At 64.2% G+C, this 22,140-nt stretch carries 10 protein-coding genes; all 10 read left to right on the top strand.

The features are described from left to right. Positions 1 to 390 precede the first annotated feature (390 nt). Positions 391 to 5,127, top strand: a complete 4,737-nt coding sequence (locus G467_RS14815) for an RHS repeat domain-containing protein (protein ID WP_022967684.1) — start codon at positions 391 to 393, stop codon at positions 5,125 to 5,127. A gap of 14 nt (positions 5,128 to 5,141) precedes the next feature. Further along, positions 5,142 to 5,522: a hypothetical protein gene (locus G467_RS0100045; protein ID WP_022967683.1), complete on the top strand. Its 381-nt coding sequence runs from the start codon at positions 5,142 to 5,144 to the stop codon at positions 5,520 to 5,522. 155 nt (positions 5,523 to 5,677) lie between these two features. Beyond that, on the top strand, positions 5,678 to 6,652 hold the full coding sequence (locus tag G467_RS0100040) for a hypothetical protein (protein WP_022967682.1): 975 nt from the start codon (positions 5,678 to 5,680) through the stop codon (positions 6,650 to 6,652). A 244-nt stretch (positions 6,653 to 6,896) separates the two neighbouring features. Continuing rightward, positions 6,897 to 7,874 (top strand): hypothetical protein, encoded by a 978-nt coding sequence (locus tag G467_RS0100035; RefSeq protein WP_155844797.1) that lies wholly within the window; start codon positions 6,897 to 6,899, stop codon positions 7,872 to 7,874. Positions 7,875 to 8,308: 434 nt separating this feature from the next. Further along, entirely contained in the window at positions 8,309 to 14,134 is a 5,826-nt protein-coding gene (locus G467_RS0100030) for an FG-GAP-like repeat-containing protein (RefSeq protein ID WP_162140733.1), read from the top strand. Positions 14,135 to 14,205: 71 nt separating this feature from the next. Further along, positions 14,206 to 14,520: a hypothetical protein gene (locus tag G467_RS0100025; protein WP_022967679.1), complete on the top strand. Its 315-nt coding sequence runs from the start codon at positions 14,206 to 14,208 to the stop codon at positions 14,518 to 14,520. Positions 14,521 to 14,613: 93 nt separating this feature from the next. After that, complete coding sequence (locus G467_RS0100020; RefSeq protein WP_022967678.1) at positions 14,614 to 16,311, top strand: hypothetical protein; 1,698 nt, start codon at positions 14,614 to 14,616, stop codon at positions 16,309 to 16,311. Beyond that, positions 16,308 to 17,543 (top strand): flavodoxin-dependent (E)-4-hydroxy-3-methylbut-2-enyl-diphosphate synthase, encoded by a 1,236-nt coding sequence (ispG, locus tag G467_RS0100015; RefSeq protein ID WP_022967677.1) that lies wholly within the window; start codon positions 16,308 to 16,310, stop codon positions 17,541 to 17,543. Before G467_RS0100020 ends, ispG begins: the two co-directional genes overlap by 4 nt. Continuing rightward, complete coding sequence (locus tag G467_RS14810) at positions 17,524 to 18,237, top strand: phosphatase PAP2 family protein (RefSeq protein ID WP_022967676.1); 714 nt, start codon at positions 17,524 to 17,526, stop codon at positions 18,235 to 18,237. The genes ispG and G467_RS14810 overlap by 20 nt, the downstream gene beginning before the upstream one ends. Positions 18,238 to 18,481: 244 nt before the next feature. Continuing rightward, positions 18,482 to 22,140 (top strand): RHS repeat domain-containing protein (locus tag G467_RS14805; RefSeq protein WP_022652407.1); only part of this gene is annotated, 3,659 nt, incomplete at its 3' end.

The raw sequence follows: 22,140 nt of genomic DNA, 5'->3' as shown, positions 1-22,140 counted from the left end.
AACATGCGCGGTTGCACTGACCATTCTGCGGGCTGGCGCGTTTCCTCCCTGTTATGCCGCCCGGGCGGCAGTGCCGCTGCGCAGAAACTACATCAAATGAACGGCTTACATCAAAACTTTCTTCCCCGATGTGGCTAGTCTCGAGCGCCGGACTGCGGAAAACAGCGGCACGCAGGGGCGGGACGAAGCATTCAGGGGGATCGAATGTTCGCAACGGACAGGGGTGGATCGGGCCCGGCGACGGCGTGGATTTCGGGTGTTCGGAATCCTGCGCCAGACGTTGAATTTTCTTTACGCAGACGCAGCCGAAGGGGATGGGATCCGCGCGGTCGCGCCGATGCGCCGGCGGTCACCGGCACGCCGGGAAGCCCAGGCTTCTTCACGCGGCTGATGTTTGCGATCGCCGCCTGCGCGATCGCCGGTTTCGTGCACGCGGTCGATGTCGCCGACGAATATTCGCGGCAGATCAAATCCGCCGAAGCGATCGGCGTACTCGGGCCGGACCTGTTCGGCGATCGCAGCAATTTCTACACCGGCGCAACCGAGTTCGCCGTCATCGATGTTCGGGTGCCCGGCAACGAGGCATTGCCCGTACAAATCGGTCGTCACTTCAGCGTCGGCAATGCCGACACGAACGGTCTCGATCGCGCGTTCATGGACTGGGATATCGAGATCGCGCATCTGTCGGGCACCTTCGGCCGCGACGGCTGGCAAGGGCAGGTCGCGGGCAAGCCCGATCAGCGCTGTTCCGTATCCCAGTACACGGCGGTGCCACCGACCGTGGTCCATCAGGGCGTGGGGTTTTCTGGCGACGACTACTGGAGCGGCAACAGCCTCTACGTGCCCGGCAGCGGCACGCAGGAAATGCTGACGGCGTCGGCGACCGACAATCCTCAGCAGCCGGTGCAGGCCGGGCGGCGCTGGTTCTGGGTCACCAATAGCCAATGGTATTTATCCTGTCTGCCGGCAACCGCGAATGGCGTGCCCGGCGAAGGCTTCTTCGCGGTCGCACCCGATGGCACGAGCTACCGTTTCGACTGGATCGTGTCGCGACCGACCGCGTCCTTCAGCAAGCCCGCGCCTGGTCCGTCGTTCGCGGCGGTGGCGAGTCGCAAGACAGGCCCGGCACCGCAGATCGCCGCGACGCCGACCCTGCCGCGACGCGAAGTGCACATCTATCCCACGCGCGTGCAGGACCGCTTCGGCAATGCCGTCGACTATGTCTACGATGCCGCGCATCCCTGGCGACTGCTGCGCCTCATCGCCAGCGATGGCCGCCAGATCACGCTGAGCTACGACGCCGGCGGGCGGATCGTCGCCGTGTCCGACGGTTTGCGAACCTGGACTTACCTGTACTCGTCGACGGGACTGGTCGCGGTCGTACTGCCCGACGCGAGTCGCTGGACCTACGATTTCAGTCGTCTGACGGCGGCCACGCCCTGGGTCACCGACGAGCCCAATACCTGCGACGCCCTCGGTCAGGTCCTCGGCAAAGCCTTCACCGGCACTGTGACCCATCCCTCGGGCGCGAGCGCGGAGTTCGTCTTCGACACCGTGCGCCACGGACGTTCCCAGGTCGAAAAACAGTGCGTGTATTCGGGCGCGAGCTATGCCGCCGCGCATGCGCGGTATCCCAAGCAATTCGACACGCTCGCCTTGTTGCGTAAGACCATCACCGGGCCGGGGCTGGCACCGGCGCAATGGAGCTACGACTACGGCCCGGCCAACGACAGCTACGCGGGCGAATGCACCGAGCCCTGTCCGGGCACGAAAACCGTCGACGTACACGGGCCCGGGAACGAGTTCACGCGCTACACCTTCGGCAATCGATTCTTCGACAACGAAGGGAAACTGCTCAAGATCGAACAGGGCAGTGGTCCCGACGCGATCCTGACCACGCAGGAGACGACGTACCTGCTGGACGGCCGGGGCCAAGCGTTTCCTGCGCAGGTCGGCGTCAGCCCCTATCTCAAGGGCGATCGCGCCGGCGAACGGCTCACGCCGCCGGTGTCGCGCGTGATCACCCGCCAAGGCACGAGTTTTCGCTGGGAGGTCGCACGCGACGCCAATGGAGCGTATGCCTTCGACGCGTTCGCTCGTCCGTTGCGCGTGATCCAGGCCAGCAGTCTGGGCTACACGCGGGGCGACACGACGACCTATTTCGACGACCGCAGCGCCTGGGTGCTCGGGCAGATCGCTTCGGTGAACGACACGGCGACCGGCGAGCCGATCCGACGCATCGACTACGACGCCCGGGCGATGCCGTGGAAGACCTACGCGTTCGGCGTGCTGGAGCAGACGCTGACGTATGCCGGCGACGGCAGCCTGCAATCCATCCGCGACGGGCGCGGCAATACAACGACACTGACGCAATGGTTTCGCGGCATTCCGCGCCGGATCCAGCAGGCCGATGGCACCGAGCGCCGCGCCGAGGTCGACGCCGCCGGACGACTGCTCTCGGTCACCGACGAAAACGGTTTTCGTACCGGCTATCACTACGATGCGATGGGGCGCCTGGCACGCGCGATTCCTCCCGAGGGCGGCACCACCGTCTGGAACGACACCGTGCGCAGTTTCGTCCCCGTCGCGAGCGAGGAGTTCGGTTTGCCGGCCGGTCACTGGCGGCAGACGACGAGCACGGGGCAGGGGCGGACCACGACTTACTACGACGGTCGCTGGCAGCCGGTGCTCACCCAGGTCGAAGACACCAGCCGCGCCGCGAGCCGGAGTTTCGTGCTGCGTCGCTACGATGCGCAGGGGCGCGAGGTGTTCGTGTCCTATCCGGTCGCGACCCTGGCGCGCATCGACGATCCCTTGCCAGGCACGCGCCGGGTCTTCGACGCGCTCGGTCGCGTGATCCGTACCGAGATCGACAGCGAGGCCGGCGTGCTCGCGGAAACGACCGAGTATCTGCCGGCGTTCGCCACGCGCACCCGCGATGCGCGCGGCAACGAACGCGTCACGCGCTATCAGGCCTTCGATGAGCCCGACTCAGGGCACCCGGTCGCGCTGAGTCTGCCGCTGTCGGTGCAGATCGCGATCGATCGCGACCGCTACGGCAAGGCCCTCGCCATCACGCGGCGCGGCACGTATCTGGGGCAAGCGCTCGCCGCGACCCGGCGCTGGATCTACGATCGCAGGCAGCGACTGTGCAAAACGCTGGAGCCGGAATCCGGTGCCACGCTCTTCGACTACGACGCCGCCGGCAACCTCGACTGGCGGGCGAGTGCGCCCACCCTGGCCGAGCCTGTCTGCGATCGCGAACTCGTCGCGACCGAGTTGACGACGCGCTACACCTACGATGCGATGAACCGGGTCACCCACGTGCGCAGCCCCGACGGGATCGCGGATGTCGACACCGTCTACACGCCTGACGGACGAATCGACACCCTCGTCGCCAACAATCCCGAGGACGCGCGTGTCACGACGCACTACGAGTACAACCCGCGTCGGCTGTTGGTGCGCGAGGCCTCGTCGCAGACCTTGCCGAACTATCAGCTCGTGCTAGGCACGCGCTACGACGCCAACGGCCATCCGGAAAGCCTGACCTATCCCGATGGCCAGACCGTCTGGCTGGCGCCGGATGCGCTCGGCCGTCCGACTCGCATCGGCGACTACGTCGGCGGCATCGATTATTTCCCCGATGGCGCGATCCGCGGTTTTGCCTATGGCAACGGCCTCACGCATGCGATGACGCAGAACGCCCGACATCTGCCGGCACGCTCGCGCGATGCCGGCGAATCCCTCGTCGTTCTCGACGACGCGATAAGTTTCGATGCGAGGGGCAATGTCACTCGCCTGATCGATCTGGCACATGCCGGGCGGACCAATCGCCGCCTGACCTATGACGCGCTCGACCGGCTGATCAGCGCGAGCGCCCCCCAGCTGTGGGGCATCGCCGACTATGCCTATGACCCGCTGGACAATCTGCGTCTCGCTGATGTCGGTGAGCGTCGCTATCGCTATCACTACGATGCCGCGCGCCAACAGCTCTCCGCGATCGGCACCCCCGCGGGTCTGCAGCAGGTCGCTGTCGAGCACGATGTCCGCGGCAACATCACGCGTCGCGACACCCTCGCGTTTGCCTTCGACAGTCGCAATCGCCTGAATGCCGCCATCGGTGTGGAGCACTACCGCTACGACGGGCAAGGCCGCCGGGTGCAGGCGACCGGCCGCGACGGGGCGGTGATGCTCTGGCAATACAACGAGCAGGGACAATTGCTCTATGTCTCCGACGGCCGTCGCCGCGTCAACACGGCCTACCTCTATCTGGGCCAATCGCAGGTCGCCACGCGCAGCGTGGCCTGGGGCTCGGGGGCGATCACGATCCGCTATCGGCACACCGATGCGCTCGGCAGTCCCGTCGCCGAAACCGATGCGACCGGTGCGGTGGTCAGCCGCACCGACTATGCGCCGTTTGGCGAAGCGCTGAACGCGGCCATCGACGACACAGGCTATGCCGGCCACGTCATGGATGCGGCCACCGGACTGAGCTACCTGCAGCAGCGCTACTACGATCCGCGCCTCGGCCGGTTCCTGTCGGTCGATCCGATGGCAGTCGATCCGCGCAGCGGCTGGAACTTCAATCGCTACGCCTACGCCGCGAACAATCCCTACACCTTCACCGACCCGGACGGACGCGTCATCGAATTCGCGCCCGGCACGACGCAGGAGTTCAAGAACAACGTCCAGGCCGCGATCAAATATCTCGCCAGCCAGGGCGCTGCGGACGGTTTCGCCAAGCTGCAGGCCGATCCGGCGGTGCTCACGATTCGCCAAGCGGCCGATCCCACCGATGCCAGCCAGACGCGCTACAACGCCTTCGGCAACGTGATCACCTGGGCCGATCGCGGCGCGGTCGAAGTCACCGACGCGACCACCGGCGTCAAGGGCACGCTGTCGCCGGCTTTGATGATGGGCCACGAAGTCGAGCACGCGGTCAACGAACTCGATGGCGCATTTACGACCAACACGGCGATTGTCGATGCGCAGTACGACACCGCCGAAGAACGCAATGTCATAGTAAATTATGAAAATCAGGCGGCCCGGAACCTGCGCGAACCCGTGCGCGGCGACCATGGCGGCACGCCGGTGCCCGCGCGATGTTCCGTGCCCGATTGTCTGTAATTAGGAGGCCGATCATGAGCTCCGAACTCGACATCCTCATCGCTCCCCATCCCGCCGGTCTGCGCGTGCGTGTGCGCGGCGAGGGCAGCCTGGAAAACACCATCGCCTATTGGCAGGCAATCCTCGCGGAAGTCCGCACCAGCCTGCGCAAGCCGGGCGGGGTGCTGCTGATCGACGAGATGAGCGGCGACCCGCTGTCCGCCGGGCAGTGGCAGTCCCTGGTCGAAGCGATGCGCGGGCAGGGGCTGGAGCAGGTCCGTATTGCCCACGTCAAACCGCAGGGGCTGCAACTGGTGGAGTACTGCCAGATCTATGCCAGCGAAGCGGGCCTGGACGCCCAGGTATTTGAGGACGAGGGCCAGGCCGATCTGTGGCTGCGGCACGGGGAGCGCTAGACGTTATTTTTTTGCTAAATTGCCTCCCGCGGGTCCGGTCTGGAGCCTCGCGGCGGCCTGCGGGCGCGCCGAGGATCCGGCCTCGTCGCAAACAAAAGCAACAAGATTCTTTGCTCGTCTTTATCTAGCCCACTTTGCTTCCTGGAGATGTCACCGTGAAAAAGTCACCCCTCGCCCTGGGTCTTGGTCTTTGCCTGCTGGCTCCGGCCGCGTTCGCGTCGACCCCGACCTTCTACGCCAACCTCGAGTTTGGTCATGCGAACCATGTCAGTGGCGGCGAATACAACTACGAAGCCGTCGTCACGCCGCCCACCTTTCAGAACGCCGCGCCGTCGGATTTCGATTCCGCCGATTCCCGCGGTCTGCGCATCGGCGCGCATTTCTCCAATCCGCTGTTCATCGAGCTCAACGTGAGCCACGGCGAGGCCGAAGGCCGCGAGCCCACCCTGGTCGGTGCCCCGGCGGCGCCGTGCTTCGCTTCGCTGAACATGTTCGGGCCGATTTGCTCGACGCGCAGCGACTTCAAGAGCGAATACATCAGCCACAACGTCGACCTGATCGCCGGCTGGGACTTCAAGCTCAGCGAAGCCTCCACGATCAGCCCGTACATCGGCGCGCGCCGCATCAAGTTCCAGGACCGCCGCGTCGGCCGCGACATGCTCGCTGCCGGTCCGGGCATTGCCTATGACACCGAGATCAAGACCAATTTCGACCACATCGGCTGGGTCGTCGGCGGTCGCTACAACCTCGAGTTCGCCCAGACCTGGTTCTTCCGCGGCGAGCTGCAGCAGGCCCATGCCAGCGGCGACCGTCACCGCACGGCCGTGCTCGAACTGCCGGGTTTCGCGCCTCCGGGTACGTTCTTCGGCGTCCGTCCGGACGACAGCATCGGTGTGACCCAGCGCATGGCCCGCGTGGAAGTCGGCAAGCGCTTCCTGTTCGGTGGCCAGAAGGCCACGCTCAGCCTGGGCTACCAGGACCAGCGCCACGGCGGCCTGGACACGCGCCAGATCAACACGCTCAACATCGGTCCGTCGATCGGCTACGGGATCGGCCTGGGCGGTTCGGGCGATCGCAATGAAAACGTCTCGATGCGCGGTTTCTACCTGAACTTCGGTATCAACCAGTAAGCGGTCAAGCCATCGCGGTCGAAGATGGGCGGGGATTTCCCCGCCCATTTTTTTTGGCCGGCCGCCGGGGCCGGGCAGCGCGGAAGTCGTCCCAAACGTTATTTTTTTGCTAAGGTTGGGCTCGCCATCCCCGGACAACCCCGGCGGGGCACGTCGCATTTGGCCTTTCTCGGGGTCGTGGATCCGTTCCAATCAGAACCTCTTCCCGCGCTTTCCTTCATTTCTCGCCTCAGGAGATTGCATAGTGAAACGATCGACTCTTGCCCTCGGCCTCAGCCTTTGCCTCATGGCTCCCGCCGCTTTTGCCTCGACCCCGACCTTCTACGCAAACCTCGAGTTCGGCCACGCCAACCAGGTCAGCGGCGGCGAGTACAACTACGAATTCCTGGCGGCGTTCCCCGGCAGTTTCCCCCCGTACCCGCCGTCGGATTTCGACTCGGCGGACAACCGCGCCCTGACCATCGGCGCGCATTTTTCCAACCCGCTGTTCGTCGAGCTCATCGTCTCGCGTGCCGAAGCCGAAGGACATGAGCCGACCATCGCCGGTTCACCCTTCACGCCGTGCCCGGCCTCGGGCAACTTTTTCGGGGGCCAGTGCTCGCTGCGCAGCGACTTCTCCGGCGAATACCGCAGCCGCAATGTCGACCTGATCGCCGGCTGGGACTTCAAGCTCAGCCCGGCCTCGACCCTGAGCCCGTACATCGGTGCGCGTCGCATCAAGTTCCAGGATCGCCGCATTGGCCGCGACGATCTCGGCGGCTTCGTGCAGGACCAGGAGCTCAAGACCAATTTCGACCACATCGGCTACGTCATCGGCGGTCGCTACAACCTCGAGTTCGCGCAGACCTGGTTCTTCGGTGCCGAGTTGCAGCACGCGCACGCCAGTGGCAAGCGCGACCGTGCCCTCGTGCTTGAGTATCCTGGCGCGTTTCCGCCGGGCTTCTTCTACGGCATCCGTCCGGATGACCACGTCGGCGTAACCCAGCAGATGGCCCGCATCGAGATCGGCAAGCACTTCCTCTTCGGCGGCCAGAAGGCCACGATCAGCCTCGGCTATCAGGATCAGCGCCAGGGCGGTCTCGACACCTCCCAGACCACGGCAACCAATCTCGCTGGCCCGAACCTCGGCGCGCAGTACGTCGCCGGCTACGCCGCGATGGGCGACCGCAACGACGACATCTCGATGCGCGGTTTCTACGTGAACTTCGGCATCAACCAGTAATTCGCAACACCGGCGTCGAACAGAGGGCGGGGAGCGATCCCCGCCCTTTTTTGCCTGTTGAATATTGCTAACTCCATCGAAACTTAGAGTCCTCTACTTGAAGGGGGCTGCTTACTTTTTGTGCATAGCGACATCGGTTATGAGCAGTTGCTCACAATTTGCAAGATAGCCGTACGGTGTGGCGCCCCCGTATAAGTCACGGGCGCGGGCAGGGGTAGCCCCGCTAACCAACACCGGGGAAACATCCAATGCCGACCATCGCCGCCGTTCGCGGATTCCTTGACTGCGCTTTGCGAATCGGCGCACGCCCGACTCGCATCCTGCTGATTCTGTGCGCGACCTTGGCCGCGTCCGCCGTTGCGACGGCTGCGGACACTCCCGTCGGGAAAACGACCCAACAGACGCCGCAAATACGCGCACTCGCTGATTCCAAGGTGGCCCTGCAGAACGGCGCCTTCACCAGTTCCATCGCTTTCGACGCGCCCGCCTTCCATGGCATCGAACCCAAACTGGCCCTGACCTACAGTTCGTCGGGCGCGAACGGGTTTGCCGGTGTCGGTTGGGATCTCCAGGGATTCTCGACGATCGAACGCGCCGCGCCGCGCCGTGGCTCGCCGCGCTTCTCGCTGCCCTCGTCGAGCGACATCTTTCTGCTCGACGGCGAAGAGCTTGTCGTCTCCACCGCCTTGGGCGGTACGCACGTGACCTTGCGTCAGCGCCCGATGCGGATCACCGGTACCGCCGGCGTCTGGACGGTCACCCAGCCCGACGGCACGGTCATGACCTATCTGCCGACCTTCGTGAACAACAGCAAGACCTTGCGCTGGGGCCTGAGCACGGTCGTCGATACCCACGGTAATACGGTCAGCTACAACTGGTTCTGCGACAAGGAAAGCGCGATCACGGTCGAGTGCTATCCGGCCAGCGTGACCTACGCCAATGTCGCGATCACACTCAACCGCGCCGATCGCACCGATATCGACACGTTTGCGACTGGCTACACGCTGGGCAAGCGCAAGCGGCTGCTCAAGTCTGTCGACGTCGTGGTGGGCGGTGCCCGCGCCCGCGCCTATGGTCTGAGCTACATCACCAGCGTCCGCACCTCGCGCTCGTTGCTGCAGAAGGTGCAGCAGTTCGGTCGCGACGCAACGGTGATCTCGGGTGTCGTCACGGGCGGCACCGCCCTGCCGGCCACGACCATGGCCTGGTCCGATGCAGCGACGGGATTCGACGCGCCTCTGCAGATGTCCGACAGCTACGGCCTCACTCTGCAGATCTGGCAGAACTCCGAGCTCTACACCGACGATTTCAATGGCGACGGTCGCAAGGATTTCCTGCTCGTCTACACCTTTGGCGGCGGCGAGCTCGCGTTGACGCGTTCCTATCTCCTGCTGGCCAATGCCAGCGGATTCAACAACGCTGTGGACATCACCAATCAATCCGGCATGACCAGCATCGACTGGACGGCAGGCAAGTCCAGTGTGCTGACCGGCGATTTCAATGGCGATGGGCGCGCGGATCTTCTCATTCGCTACCTCTGGGGGTCGGACTACATCACCAAAAAACTGCTGGCCAACACGACGGGCGGTTTCCAGACGGCAGTCAATATCAGCAACACCTCAGGGATGGACTCCATCCGCTGGTACAGCTCGAACCTGGTGCCGGCGGACTTCAACGGTGACGGCCGGGTCGATTTGTTGGCCCTGTACTACTGGTCAGGTCTGCCGAACGCCTCGATCCTCTACGCCAACGCCAGCGGCGGATTCGACAACGCCGTGGATGTGACCCAGGCCTATGGCATGACGGGGCGTCGCTGGCATGCCGTGCTCACCCAGGGCGACTTCAATGGCGACGGCAGGACCGATCTAGTGGTGCGAGAAATCTACGCGGGCATCTATCACACGTATCTGTTGATGGCCAACCCGCTGGGCGGCTTCAATAACCTCATCGAGATCAGTACCAACTACGGTCTAAGCGCCATCAGCTGGTACGACGCCGAGCTGATCGTCGGTGACTACAACGGGGATGGTCGCGGTGACATTCTGATTCATCATTGGGCGGCCCCGGCGGGCTCGTCCTACTTGTTGTACGCCCAAGGTTCGGACGCGGCGACGGGTCCGCCTCACGCGTATTTCGACGCGGCGGTGAACGTCACCAACCTCTACGGCATGAATGCGGAGCGATGGGGACGCGGCCCGGTCTTTGCCGGCGATTTCAACGGCGATGGCCGCACCGACCTTCTGGCGAGAAACAACGTCACGGCGTATCCCGCTGCCGCCTACCAGCTCACCTCTATTGGCGGCAACGGCTTTCGCCCGGCGGTCGACATCACCACCGTCTCGGGCATGACCGCCAACCGATGGGGTTACGCCGACTTCCGCATCGCCGACTACGACGGCGACGGCGACGACGATGTGCTTGTGCACGCCTACAACGGCGCGTTCGCGACACCGCATGTCGTGCTCAAGGGATCGTCTGCCTTGTCGAACCAGGTCACGTCGATCCAGAACGGCTACGGCGGCATCACGGAAGTCGACTACCTGCCTTCCGCCACATGGCCGGCCGTCGTCGGCCCGACCTGGCCGGTGACCGGCAATCCGCCGCAGTCGCAGACCGTCAGTCGATTGACCGTCAAGGACGGTCGCGGTTGGTCGATGGCGACGATCTACTACTACGCCGGCGGCGCCTGGGATCCCCTGGAACGCAGGCATCTGGGCTTCCGCCAGGTCTCGGTGGTCGATCCGACCGGCGCGCACGACGACAGCTATTTCCTGCAGGGTCGCGAATTCCAGGTCGGCGAACTGATGCAGCGCAATCAGTACAACGCCGCCAACGCCGTGACAGCGGTGAAGTACCGCCTGGTCGAAGGTCTCGGACCCGATCTTCCCAACGGCCCCTGGGTCCGCAATGTCACCCAGGATCATGATCACGAATACAACGGCGACGCCGATCATCGCGAGCGAGGAAAGCTCTTCACCTACGATCTCTTCGGCAACGTCATCAAAGTCGTCGACCTGGGCGATACCGCGCAGGCGGGCGACGAAACGACGACGATCTACGATTTCGCCGGCAACTGGGGCTCCTTCATCGTGTCCAAACCGGCAAACGAGACCGTCTATGCGGGCAACGGCACGAATGGCCTGATGCTCAAGCAGACGCATTATTTCTTCGATGGCGGCGGCTACGGCGTCATGCCCACCAAGGGCGATGTCACGCGCGAGGAACGCTGGCTCAACACCACGGCGAGCTACGTCGCCACGACCTACACCTACGACGGCGTCGGCAACCGGCTCACCGAAACCGACCCGATGGGCAACACCTCCTCGACGGCCTGGGCCACGCCTTGGGCGCTGTATCCCTCGTCGAGTACCAACGCACTGGGTCATGTCACCAACTACACCTGGCTCGACGTCTGTGCGTCCAAGGCCAGCGAGGTCGACCCCAATCAGGCGACGACCTCCTCGCAATACGACATGCTTTGTCGCCGGTCTCGCGAAACCCGCGCCGACAACGGCTACACCGACTATGGCTACGTCAATTTCGGAAGTGCGGGCGGGCAGTACCTGTCGGAGACCCTGTTCGACGGGCAGGGTGGCGCGCAATGGAAGGTCAGCTACTTCGACGGTCTCGGCCGCGAGTGGCAGGCCTACAACAATGTCCCAGAAATCACCGAGTCGACCTACGACGCGCGTGGTTTGCTGGCGGCGACGTCCGCCCCGCATCTGACGGGCGAGACGCCCAAATGGACGACGTACACCTACGATTCCATGCGTCGCGTCACCGCCGTGACGTTCGCCGACGGCAGCCAGCAACGCTTCCTCTTCGGCGATTGGTTCACCACGACCTGCGATGAACTCGGCAAGCCGCGCACCCGCTATCGCGACGCCGCTGGTAGGGTGGTCAGGGTCCGCGAGTTCCTCGGCAAGACCTGCGTACTCGCGCCGGCCGGCACCTTGGGCGTGGACATGTTCGACACCACCATCAGCTACGACCTGCTCGGCCAACAGGTGGCCTATACCGATGCCAAGGGCAATCTGAGTCAGTCGGTGTTCGACAGCCTCGGCCGTCGTACCAGCAAGACCGATCCGGACATGGGAGCGTGGAGCTACACCTACGACGCGGCGGGTCGCATGACCACGCAGACCGACGCCAAGGGCCAGGTCATCGAGTTCTACTACGATGCCATCGGCCGGGTTCTCAGCACGCAAAGCGCCGGCGCCATCCTCACCGAATTCACCTACGACTGTGCGGGCCTGTGCACCAACACCATCGGCCGAGTCTGGTTCGCCCGCCGCGGTGATGTCTACAACTGGTACGGCTACGATGCGATGGGCCGGGTGACGGGCGAAACCCTGCAGGTGGGTGAAGATATTTCCCACACGCAGGGGCGCTCGGCCGGCGCAGTCATGCTGAAAGGGCCGGCCGTGCGCCGCTACAACTTCCTCACGTCCTACGACGGGGCGGGCAGGGTACGCACGCAGACCTATCCCAACAACGAAGTCCTCACCTACGGCTACGATGTCGCCGGTCGCGTGACAACGCTGAGTTCGAGCCTGTTTGCGACGCCCTTGGTTACCGCCACGTCCTACGACGCGCGCGGACATATGACCAGTCGCACCCTGGGCAGCGGCGCGGTCGAGACGTTTACCTACGACGCCGATCGCCTGTGGCTCAAGGGCGTGACCGTGGTGTCGGGCGGGTCGACGCTGCATTCGGTCACCTTCCCGCGCAATGCGCGTGGCGAAGTGACCTCGCGCAGCAACGCGTTGCTGAGCACCGACAACTGGGCCTACCTCTACGACGATCTGCGCAGGCTCACGTCGGCGACCAACAGCGGTGCTTCGGTCTGGTCCGAGTCGTTCGGCTACGACGAAATCGGTCGCATGACATCCAGCAGTCGCCTCGGTCCGTATGCCTACGCGCCGGGTCCGACCCGCCCGCTGCATGCGCCGTCGAGCATCGGCTATTCCGGCAACACGACCACGCTGGCCTATGACGCCAACGGCAACATGACCTCGGACGGCTCCACGTCGATCTTCTACGACGCGGAAAATCGCCCGATCTCGGTCGGCGGCATCGCGATGCAATACGACGCCAACGGCAAGCGCATGAAGATCGGCAACACGATCCAGGCCGGCGAGCTTTACGAGGACGATCTCGCGACCGCAACGCAGACGCGCTATTACTTCTTCAACGGCGTGCGCCTGGCCAGCGCCAAGGGAACGGCCGGCACCTACTACCACGGTGACCAGCTCAATTCGGCCACGACGCTGAGCAACTTCGCCGGCCAGCTGCTGGGCCGCCAGGTGTTGTCGCCCTACGGTCGTCGTCTGGCATCCGACCATCCGTCCGATCCGATCGGCTTGGCCGGACAACGTCTGGATGCGACGGGCCTGTACCACATGGGCGCGCGCGAGATGAATCCGTCGCTCGGCATTTTCGTCACGCCCGACCCGAGCAGCGCACCGGATCCGGAGCGTCCGCAGACCCTCAACCGCTACGCGTACGCGAACAACAGCCCGACCAATCTCGTCGACCCGTCCGGTTTCGAAGCCGAAAATCCCGAAAGTGCCTACGACACTTTCAGCAAGTGGACGCATCGCACGCTGAGCGTAGCTGGCGTGATCCCGGGGCTGGGCATCGTTCCGGATGTCGTGGATTTGGTGTTCACCGCGGTCGAAGTGCCGTTTGGCAAATCGACGTGGACGGACGTGGGACTCGCGACGGTCGGTGTCGCAGCGACCTTCATCCCGGTCGCCGGCGATGGTGCGGCGGCGGCGGCGAAGATTGCGGCGCGCGAGGCAGGGTCTTCCTTGCTCGCCAAGACGGGCAGGGAAGCGGCTACGGTGGCAGCAAAGTCCACGCCCACCAAACCGAGTGCCTACAGCGTCGCTTTCGAGACAAAGCTTGACCCGACGGATTTCGGTCGACGAAGAAGCGTGCATTTCAATCGCGCCAACGCGGCGTTGGATACGGCGATGAAGGCCGACCCCAGTTATGCCCGAATGATGGAAGAGCAGATTCCAGGTATCAGCGCGCGGGTATCCTCGGTCGGTGGACGCAAGACGCCTGCGGGCTGGACCTGGGAACACGCGTCGTCGTCGACGGCATTCGGGCAGTCGGGCGTCATGCGCCTGGTGCCTTCGGCCCAGCACACGCCGAGTTCACCGTTCTGGCGGACCTTGCATCCGGACGCCGGCGCGAAAGGCGGTTACGCCGAATGGGCCGTGCCTGCCGGCGCGCCCGCGAACAAGAAGTAGACTGTGATCGCCACCCCGGAGCGACCTTCCGGGGTGGCGCTACCGATAATCGAAGGAGCGGAAAGCCATTCATGAGCAGGTACGACGGCCGACCCTTCCTGCGACTGCTGGACTGCTACGTGCTGGATGCCATCGGCCATCTCGACGATCTGCAACGCGGGGCGCTTGAGGCCATGGAACCCAATCTGGCTTCGACGTTCGGCGTGGACGGAAGTTGGACGGAGATCGTTGCCGACCAGATGGAATTCCCCGACTCCTTTCCTGCTCAGGTCCGCGCGATTTGGCAAAAAAATGTGTCGCTCGCGCAGGACCATGGCACGGCCATCGACCCCTACGAGTTCGTGCTCGCTTTCGTGAACGACAATTTCCCGGACGCCGTGGTTTAGCCTCTAAACCCGGCGGCCCCTGGGCCCCGACCCGGCAATCGCCCACTCCCCCGCGAGGTTGATCTAAACTGCTCCCTCGCAAGGAGCGACCCCATGAGCCAGGCCTATCGACTGTTGCGTGAAGGCATGCCCGATCCCCAGGGGCGCGGCGCGGGGCATTTTCACGCCGAGGCGCGCAAGGTCAAATCCTGGGTCGCCGCCTTGCCCCGGGCCAATGCCCAGGCCGCCCAGCAGGAACTCGAACAAGCCCTCGACAGCCTGTCCGGCCAGCGCCTGGACGGCGGCTCCCGCCTGGCGGCGATGGAAGAAATCCGCGGCGCCGTGGTCGAGTCCATCGGCCTGCTGCAGCAGCAATACGCCGGCAGTGCCTTGCCCCTGCCGGCCCCGAAAGCCCAGGCGGCCTACCAGGCCGAAGCCTTCCACCTCGCGCTGGCGCACGGTTACCGCAAGGCCGCGGTCGAGCTGTGCGCACCGGCGGGCAATATCCCGATGCTGCGCGGCGGCGCCGTGGGGCAGGCGCTCGAACGCGCGGCCTTCCACTACAGCCGCGCCCTGTCCGTGGCCTGGCGCGTGTATCGCGCGCCGCATGTCGGCACCTGGCAGGGCCTGCATCGTGTGCACAGCTTCGCCGTCGAACAGAAGCTCGAGAACAAGGCGGTCGAAGACAAGGTCGCCGGCACCTCGATCGAGATCCGCGCGCTGTACGTGCAGACCCTGCTGATGGCGGTGACCAATCCGCTCGCTTTCAGCCAGTCCGAGCAGGACAGCCTGTGGCAGATCGCGCGCAGCTACGCGCCGCGTTGCGCCCTGCTCAAGCAGGCGCCGGAAGAAAACGCGCCGGTCGTGCCCGAAGACGCCGACCGCGGCCCGGGCCCCGGTGCCGCCGGCGAAAGTCATTCGCAGTGGCTGGACATGCGTCCTTTCAGCCAGGAAGTCGACTCGGCGATCGCACGCCAGCAGGACGGCTTTTCCGAACTCGTGCCCGCGCGCGGCGTCGGCATCCGCGTCAGTGCCGAAATGCTGGTGCGCCTCAAGCGCGCCTTCGGCCTCGCCGCCGCGCGCAGCCACAAGCGCCTGACGGCCGGGCACGAACTGCGCACCGTCATCGGCCTGAGCAGTCTGCATTTCCATCTTGCCGGCCTGCGCGATTTCGACACCTTCATGCGCCAGAGCGCGCAACACGTCGTGCATACCGTCACGCGCGCCGAGTGGGCAAGCGGTGGCAGCACCGATCTGGCGCGCGTGCCCGTGTATTCGGCGACCGTGCGCGACCAGAGCCTCGGCGGCTACCGCATGTCCTGGGACAATGCCGAACAGATCCGCGCCCGCGTCGGCGAACTCGTCGGCATCACGCTCGCCGAAGGCGACGAAGACCCGGAATGGATGCTCGGTGTCGTGCGCTGGCTGCGCTACGAAGCCAATGGCGGCTTGTCGGCCGGCGTCGAACTGATGTCGCGCAATGCTGTCGCCGTCGGCCTGCGCATTCATGAGCGCGACGGCAGCATCCGCCCGGCGATGCGCGGACTGGAAATCGATTCGCTCGACGGTGGCGACGAACGCTGTTTCGTCGCGGCCAGCTTGCCCAATGGCGAACCCCTGCAACTCGACGTCGTGCGCGACGGCGACCCCTATGCTTACGAGGCGAAATCCTTGAAACAAGATCTGCTGGCCGGCGTGGACGTTCTGATGAACGCCGGCGACTACTCCGTGCTGCGTCCTCTGCGTCAGGATCTGGTCATGGCCTCGGAGGCCGCGAGCGAACCCGCGCCCGGCAACGGAGCCCTGGCATGAGCGAAGCGGCAACGCGGGCGCGACGCGCCTCGCGGCAGGTGGTCATCGGCAAGATCAAAGTCGGTGGCGATGCCCCGGTCGTCGTGCAATCGATGACCAACACGGATACGGCGGACATCGCCGGCACGACCAAACAAGTCGCCGACCTGTGGCGCGCCGGGTCGGAAATGGTGCGCGTGACCGTCAATAACCCCGAATCCGCCGCCGCCGTGCCGCGCATCGTCGAGAAGCTCGCGATGATGGGCATCGACGTGCCGATCATCGGCGACTTCCACTACAACGGTCACCAGCTGCTCGCCGCGGAACCGGCCTGCGCCGCCGCCCTGGCGAAATACCGCATCAATCCCGGCAATGTCGGTTTCGGCAAGAAACGCGACAGCCAGTTCGGCGCGATCATCGAAAAAGCCATCGAGTACGACAAGCCCGTGCGCATCGGCGTGAACTGGGGCTCGCTCGACCAGGCACTCGCCGCCGAGCTCATGGACGAGAACCACGCGCGCGCCGAACCCTGGGAAGCCAGTCGCGTGCTGCGTGAAGCCCTCGTGCGCTCGGCGATCGATTCGGCTGAGCGCGCTGTCGAGATGGGTCTGGCGCGCGAGCGCATCATCCTCTCGGCGAAAGTCAGCGGCGTGCAGGAACTCATCGCCGTGTATCGCGACCTCGCGCTGCGCTGCGATTTCCCGCTGCACCTGGGCCTCACCGAAGCGGGCATGGGCAGCAAGGGCATCGTCGCGTCGGCGGCCGCGCTCGCCGTGCTTATGCAGGAAGGCATCGGCGACACGATCCGCATTTCCCTGACGCCCGAACCCGGCGCCTCGCGCACGCAGGAAGTCATCGTTGCGCAGGAACTGCTGCAGACGATGGGCCTGCGCGCATTCACGCCGCTGGTCACCGCGTGCCCCGGCTGCGGCCGCACGACTTCGGAGTTTTTCCAGGAACTGGCCAAGACCGTGCAGGAACATGTGCGCGCGAAAATGCCCGAATGGAAAATCACCAACCCCGGCGCCGAGAATCTTTCGCTCGCCGTCATGGGTTGCGTCGTCAATGGCCCGGGCGAATCGCGCCACGCCGATATCGGCATTTCCTTGCCGGGCACAGGCGAAGCGCCATCGGCGCCGGTGTTCATCGATGGCGAGAAGGCGATGACCCTACGCGGCGAGAACATCGCGCAGGAGTTCGTTGCCGTCATCGACGATTACGTCGCTAGGCGCTATGTCCCCCGGCCCGACTGAGCCGGTAAAAACCTTTGCGTCGCGTTTCGCGGACGAACTGCGCTTCGGCCTGGACTTCGCGCGCAAGCACGGCGGGACGATGGTCCTGCTGTTCGTCTGCGTGCTGCTGCCGCTGTGGGGCTTCACCGAGATCGCCGAAGACGTGCACCGGCAGGAGCGTTTCCTGTTCGACGACCCGGTGCTGTTGTGGGCGCATGCGCGCCATGCGCCGAGGCTGGATGCGTTCTTCATCGCGATGTCGGCGTTTGGTTACGCCTGGGGCGTGGTGCCGATCGATTTGATCCTGGTCGGCTACTTCGCCTGGACGCGTCGCCTGCGCGACGGCCTGTTCTTCGGTCTGTCGGTCGCCGGCTCGGCCCTGCTCAATCTCGGCGTGAAGCAGCTGTTCGCGCGCCAGCGCCCGAGCCTGTGGGAGTCGATCGCCCCCGAGAGCACCTTCAGTTTCCCCAGCGGCCATGCGATGGGCTCGATGACGCTCGCGCTTGCGGTCGTACTGCTGTGCTGGCCAACGCGCTGGCGCTGGCTGGTGGTGTCGGTCAGTTTCGCGCTGGTGCTGCTGATCGCGGCCTCGCGCCTGTACCTGGGCGTGCACTATCCATCGGACATTCTGGCGGGCTGGGCATCGGCCTGTGCGTGGGTGTTTGGGGTGTATGTGCTGGTTTATCGGGTGAGGCCGTCGAAGCGCGGGTCGTGAGCTGCCAGGCGGGTGGGGCAGGCAGGAAGTTAGCGATACTGCCGTAGGCAGTCATAATGGCCAAAAGTGTATAGCCATGCTGCCCGATGTCCGGTCATGCGGCAGTGCAGCAACCTAGCCCAGTTGGCCTAGTTAGTAACTTTGTCTGACGCGTGGTCCTCCGTGCTCCGTGTCGCAGTTAGTGATACTGCCGCGTGATTCAATACTCCCGTGGTTGCCGGATAAACCTCCTCAGGGGAATGGAATGCGTTTGCAGAAGTCGGCCGTGTTGGCCAGTGTGTTGTTGTGTCTGGTGTCGGTGTCCTCGAACGCGGTTGAGTTCAAGGACGAATACAGCAAGCAGATCAAATCCGCGGAACAGGTAGGCGCCCTTGGGCCCGACATGTTCGGCGAAGAGACCAACTTCTACACCGGCACCACGGAATTCCGTGCGACCGATGTTTCGCTCCCCGGCAACTACTCGGTTCCCGTCTCCGTCGGCCGTCGCTTCACGATGGACAAGATGGGCCAGCCGCTGTTCAACGGCGCGTTTGGCGACTGGGACCTCGACATCCCGCATCTGCAAGGCATCTTCGCCAAGAACGTCTGGCAAAGCTCGAAGTACAACTCGCCCAATTCCCGTTGCTCGGTCGGCGCCAATAACGCGCAGCCGCCGACGGTCAGTCATCAGAGCATTTCCTGGAGCGGCACCGAGTACTGGAGCGGCAATACCCTCTATGTCCCGGGTGCGGGCAGTCAGGAAATGCTGTCGGCCAACGCCACCAACAATCCCACCGGCCCGACCGACGGCAAGACCTACTACTGGGTGACGAACAACCAGTGGTACTTCTCGTGCCTGTCCGCCACGGCCAATGGCGTCGCGGGTGAAGCCTTCCTCGCCGTGGCGCCCGATGGCACGACCTACAAATTCGACTGGGTGGTCAAGCGCGACTACGCCGCGATCACCAAGACCACGCAGCTGCCCGAGCTGATGATGGCGCAGTCCTCGCAGGCCAGCGTCGACGGTCCGGGCGAGATCGAGCCGAACGTCATCGCCAACTCCTACATCCTGCCCCGGCAGGAGTTCTGGATCATGCCGACCGAGATCACCGATCGGCACGGCAACACCGTTCACTACACCTACGACAGCGCCAATCCCTGGCGCCTGAAGAGCATCGAGACCGACTGGGGCACGCACGTCGGCGACGGCCGCAAGATCACGCTGACCTACAACGCGGCGGGTAAGGTCTCGACCGTCAGCGACGGCACGCGCACCTGGACCTACACCTATGTCACTGGTGGTCCGATGGTGACGCTGTCCAGCGTCACGCTGCCCGACAATAGTGCCTGGCAGATCCATCTCGATGATCTGGACTACGCCTTCGTCACGACCGATCCCGAGCCCTTCTCCTGCGAGAACATGGGCGCGCTCTACCCGAGTGCCCGCACCGGCACGATGACCCATCCCTCGGGCGCGACGGGCACGTTCTATTTCGAAGCGCAGCGGCATGGCCGCTCCTACGTCACCAAGGTGTGCGACACCTACGATCCGGCCTATTCCAATTTCGCCGTCTATCCCAAGTGGTACGACGTCATCGCCCTCAAGACCAAGACCATCTCGGGTCCCGGCATGACGACGGCGCAGTGGGCGTACACCTACGGCCCCGCCAATGCCAGCTTCGCAGACGAATGCGCCAGCGGTTGCCCGACCACGCGCACCGTGGAAGTCAGCGCGCCGGCCGGCGAATACATCCGCTACACCTTTGGCAACAAGTTCCTGGTCAACGAAGGCAAGCTGCTCAAGGTCGAGCGGGGCAGTGGCCCCACCGGCATCCTGACCACGGAAGACACGACCTATCTGCTGGACCCGACCGGGCAGATCTATCCGACGCTGATCGGCTCGAGCCCGTATTTCAAGGGCGATCGCACGTCGGAAAAACTGACGCCGACGACGGTGCGCACGATCACCCAGCAAGGCGCGACGTTCACCTGGCAGGTGCCGAATAGCTGCCTGAAGGGTGGGTCGGCGGCGTATTGCTTTGATGTCTATGCCAATCCGACCAAGATCACGCGCACCAGCGCCGGTCTGGCGGGCGGTCCGGTATCGACGTACACGAGCACTGACCTTCTGACTTACGAGAACAGCACACTCAAATGGGTGCTGGGGCTGAGCAAGACGGTCACCGATGCGGCGACAAGCAAGGTAGAGAGCGAGGTCGTCTACGACTCGACGTCCTTGCTGCCGATTGAGTTCTATACCTTCGGCGTGCTGCAGCAAAAGCTGACCTATGAATTCGCCGTCGCCGATGCCTACGGTGTCGTGAAGACCGTCAAGGATGGTCTGAACAACACCACGACGGTCGGAAATTGGTATCGCGGCATCCCGCGACTGATCACTTACGCCGACGCCACGACCCAGAAAGCAACGGTCAATGCGATCGGCCGCCTGCTGACGACGGAAGATCAGAACACCTACGTCACCAGCTACAGTTACGACGCCCTCGGTCGCATGACGGGCATTACGTATCCGACCGGTGACACCACGGCCTGGAACAACACCACGCGCAGCTTTGTGCCGGTGGCGTCGACGGAATTCGGTCTCGGCGCAGGGCACTGGAAGCAGGTCGTCCAGACCGGTAATGGCAAGACGACGACGTACTACGACGCCCAGTGGCGTCCGCGCCTGATCCTGACCGAGGACACGGCGAATGCCGCGACGAAGTCGTATGTGGTCAAGCGTTACGATGCTGCGGGCCGGGAAGTATTCACGTCCTACCCGCAGGGCAGCCTGACCACGGTCGACGACACGCTGAAAGGCGTGACGACCGTTTACGACGCCATTGGACGTGCGACACAGTCCAAGCAGGATTCCGAGCTGATTCTTCCTGGGCAGGCGGTTCCGGGTCAGTTGGTGGCGACTACGGAATATCTGACCGGCTTTCAGATCCGCACCACAAATCCTCGCGGCAAGCAGACGACCACCAGCTACCGTGCGGAAGACAGCCCGAGCACAGACGCGCCGGTGACCGTCAGTCTGCCGATGGGCGTGACCACGAGTATCACACGCGACGGTTTCGGCAAGCCGCTGGCTGTCACGCGCAGTGGTACGTATGGCGGCAACGCCGTAACCGCGACGCGCAGCTATGTGTATGACACAGGCGAGCGCCTGTGCAAGACGGTCAATCCAGAGTCGGGAGCGGCCTTGGTGAATTACGACGCGGCGGGCAACATCGACTGGAGCGCCGATGGAACCGCGCTCACGAGCCTGACGTGCGATCGCAATGCCGTAGTTGCAACCGCCAAGACAACGCGCACGTACAACAGCATGAATCGCGTGACTGCCGTGACCACGCCGGGCAATACGGCCAACATGGCAATGACATACAAGCCGGACGGATTGCTCGCAACCATTGCGGCCGCGAACCCGAGCAACAAGACGGTTACCACGACTTACGGCTACAACAAACGACGCCTTCCCACCGACGAGCTGTCGGACAATGCTGGCGTGCAGCATTCCATCTTTTACTACTACGACGCCAACGCGCACTTGTCATCGCTCAAATATCCGAATGGCTGGGAAATTGCCTATACCCCGGATGCGCTGGGTCGTGCGACCGAAGTCCGTGTGCCAGGCGGTCAAGTCTTTGCCAACGCAATCACTTACTACCCGAATGGCGCGATCAGTAGTTTCTTCTATGGCAACGGCGTCAAGCACACGATGGCCCAGAACACGCGACAGATGCCCAGTCGCAGTCTGGACATCGATTTGGATCCGGTGACAGGCAAGACGATCCTGGATGACAACTACGTCTTCGACGAAAACGGCAATGTGGACTACATCACGGATGCCGCGCAGGCTGGCCTGACTTCTCGCGACCTCGGCTACGACGATCTCGATCGCCTGATCGTCGCCGACTCCGCGCT

Source organism: Arenimonas oryziterrae DSM 21050 = YC6267, from assembly GCF_000420545.1.
Classification (GTDB): domain Bacteria; phylum Pseudomonadota; class Gammaproteobacteria; order Xanthomonadales; family Xanthomonadaceae; genus Arenimonas; species Arenimonas oryziterrae.
Note: the sequence above shows the minus strand (reverse complement) of the source record. Positions and strands in the feature narration are given on the sequence as shown.

Excerpts from the sequence above, each read along its gene's own strand:
- G467_RS0100020 (WP_022967678.1), top strand. The coding sequence starts at position 14,614 with ATGAGCCAGGCCTATCGACTGTTGCGTGAAGGCATGCCCGATCCCCAG.
- G467_RS0100045 (WP_022967683.1), top strand. The coding sequence starts at position 5,142 with ATGAGCTCCGAACTCGACATCCTCATCGCTCCCCATCCCGCCGGTCTG.
- G467_RS14815 (WP_022967684.1), top strand. The coding sequence starts at position 391 with ATGTTTGCGATCGCCGCCTGCGCGATCGCCGGTTTCGTGCACGCGGTC.
- G467_RS0100025 (WP_022967679.1), top strand. The coding sequence starts at position 14,206 with ATGAGCAGGTACGACGGCCGACCCTTCCTGCGACTGCTGGACTGCTAC.
- ispG (WP_022967677.1), top strand. The coding sequence starts at position 16,308 with ATGAGCGAAGCGGCAACGCGGGCGCGACGCGCCTCGCGGCAGGTGGTC.
- G467_RS14810 (WP_022967676.1), top strand. The coding sequence starts at position 17,524 with ATGTCCCCCGGCCCGACTGAGCCGGTAAAAACCTTTGCGTCGCGTTTC.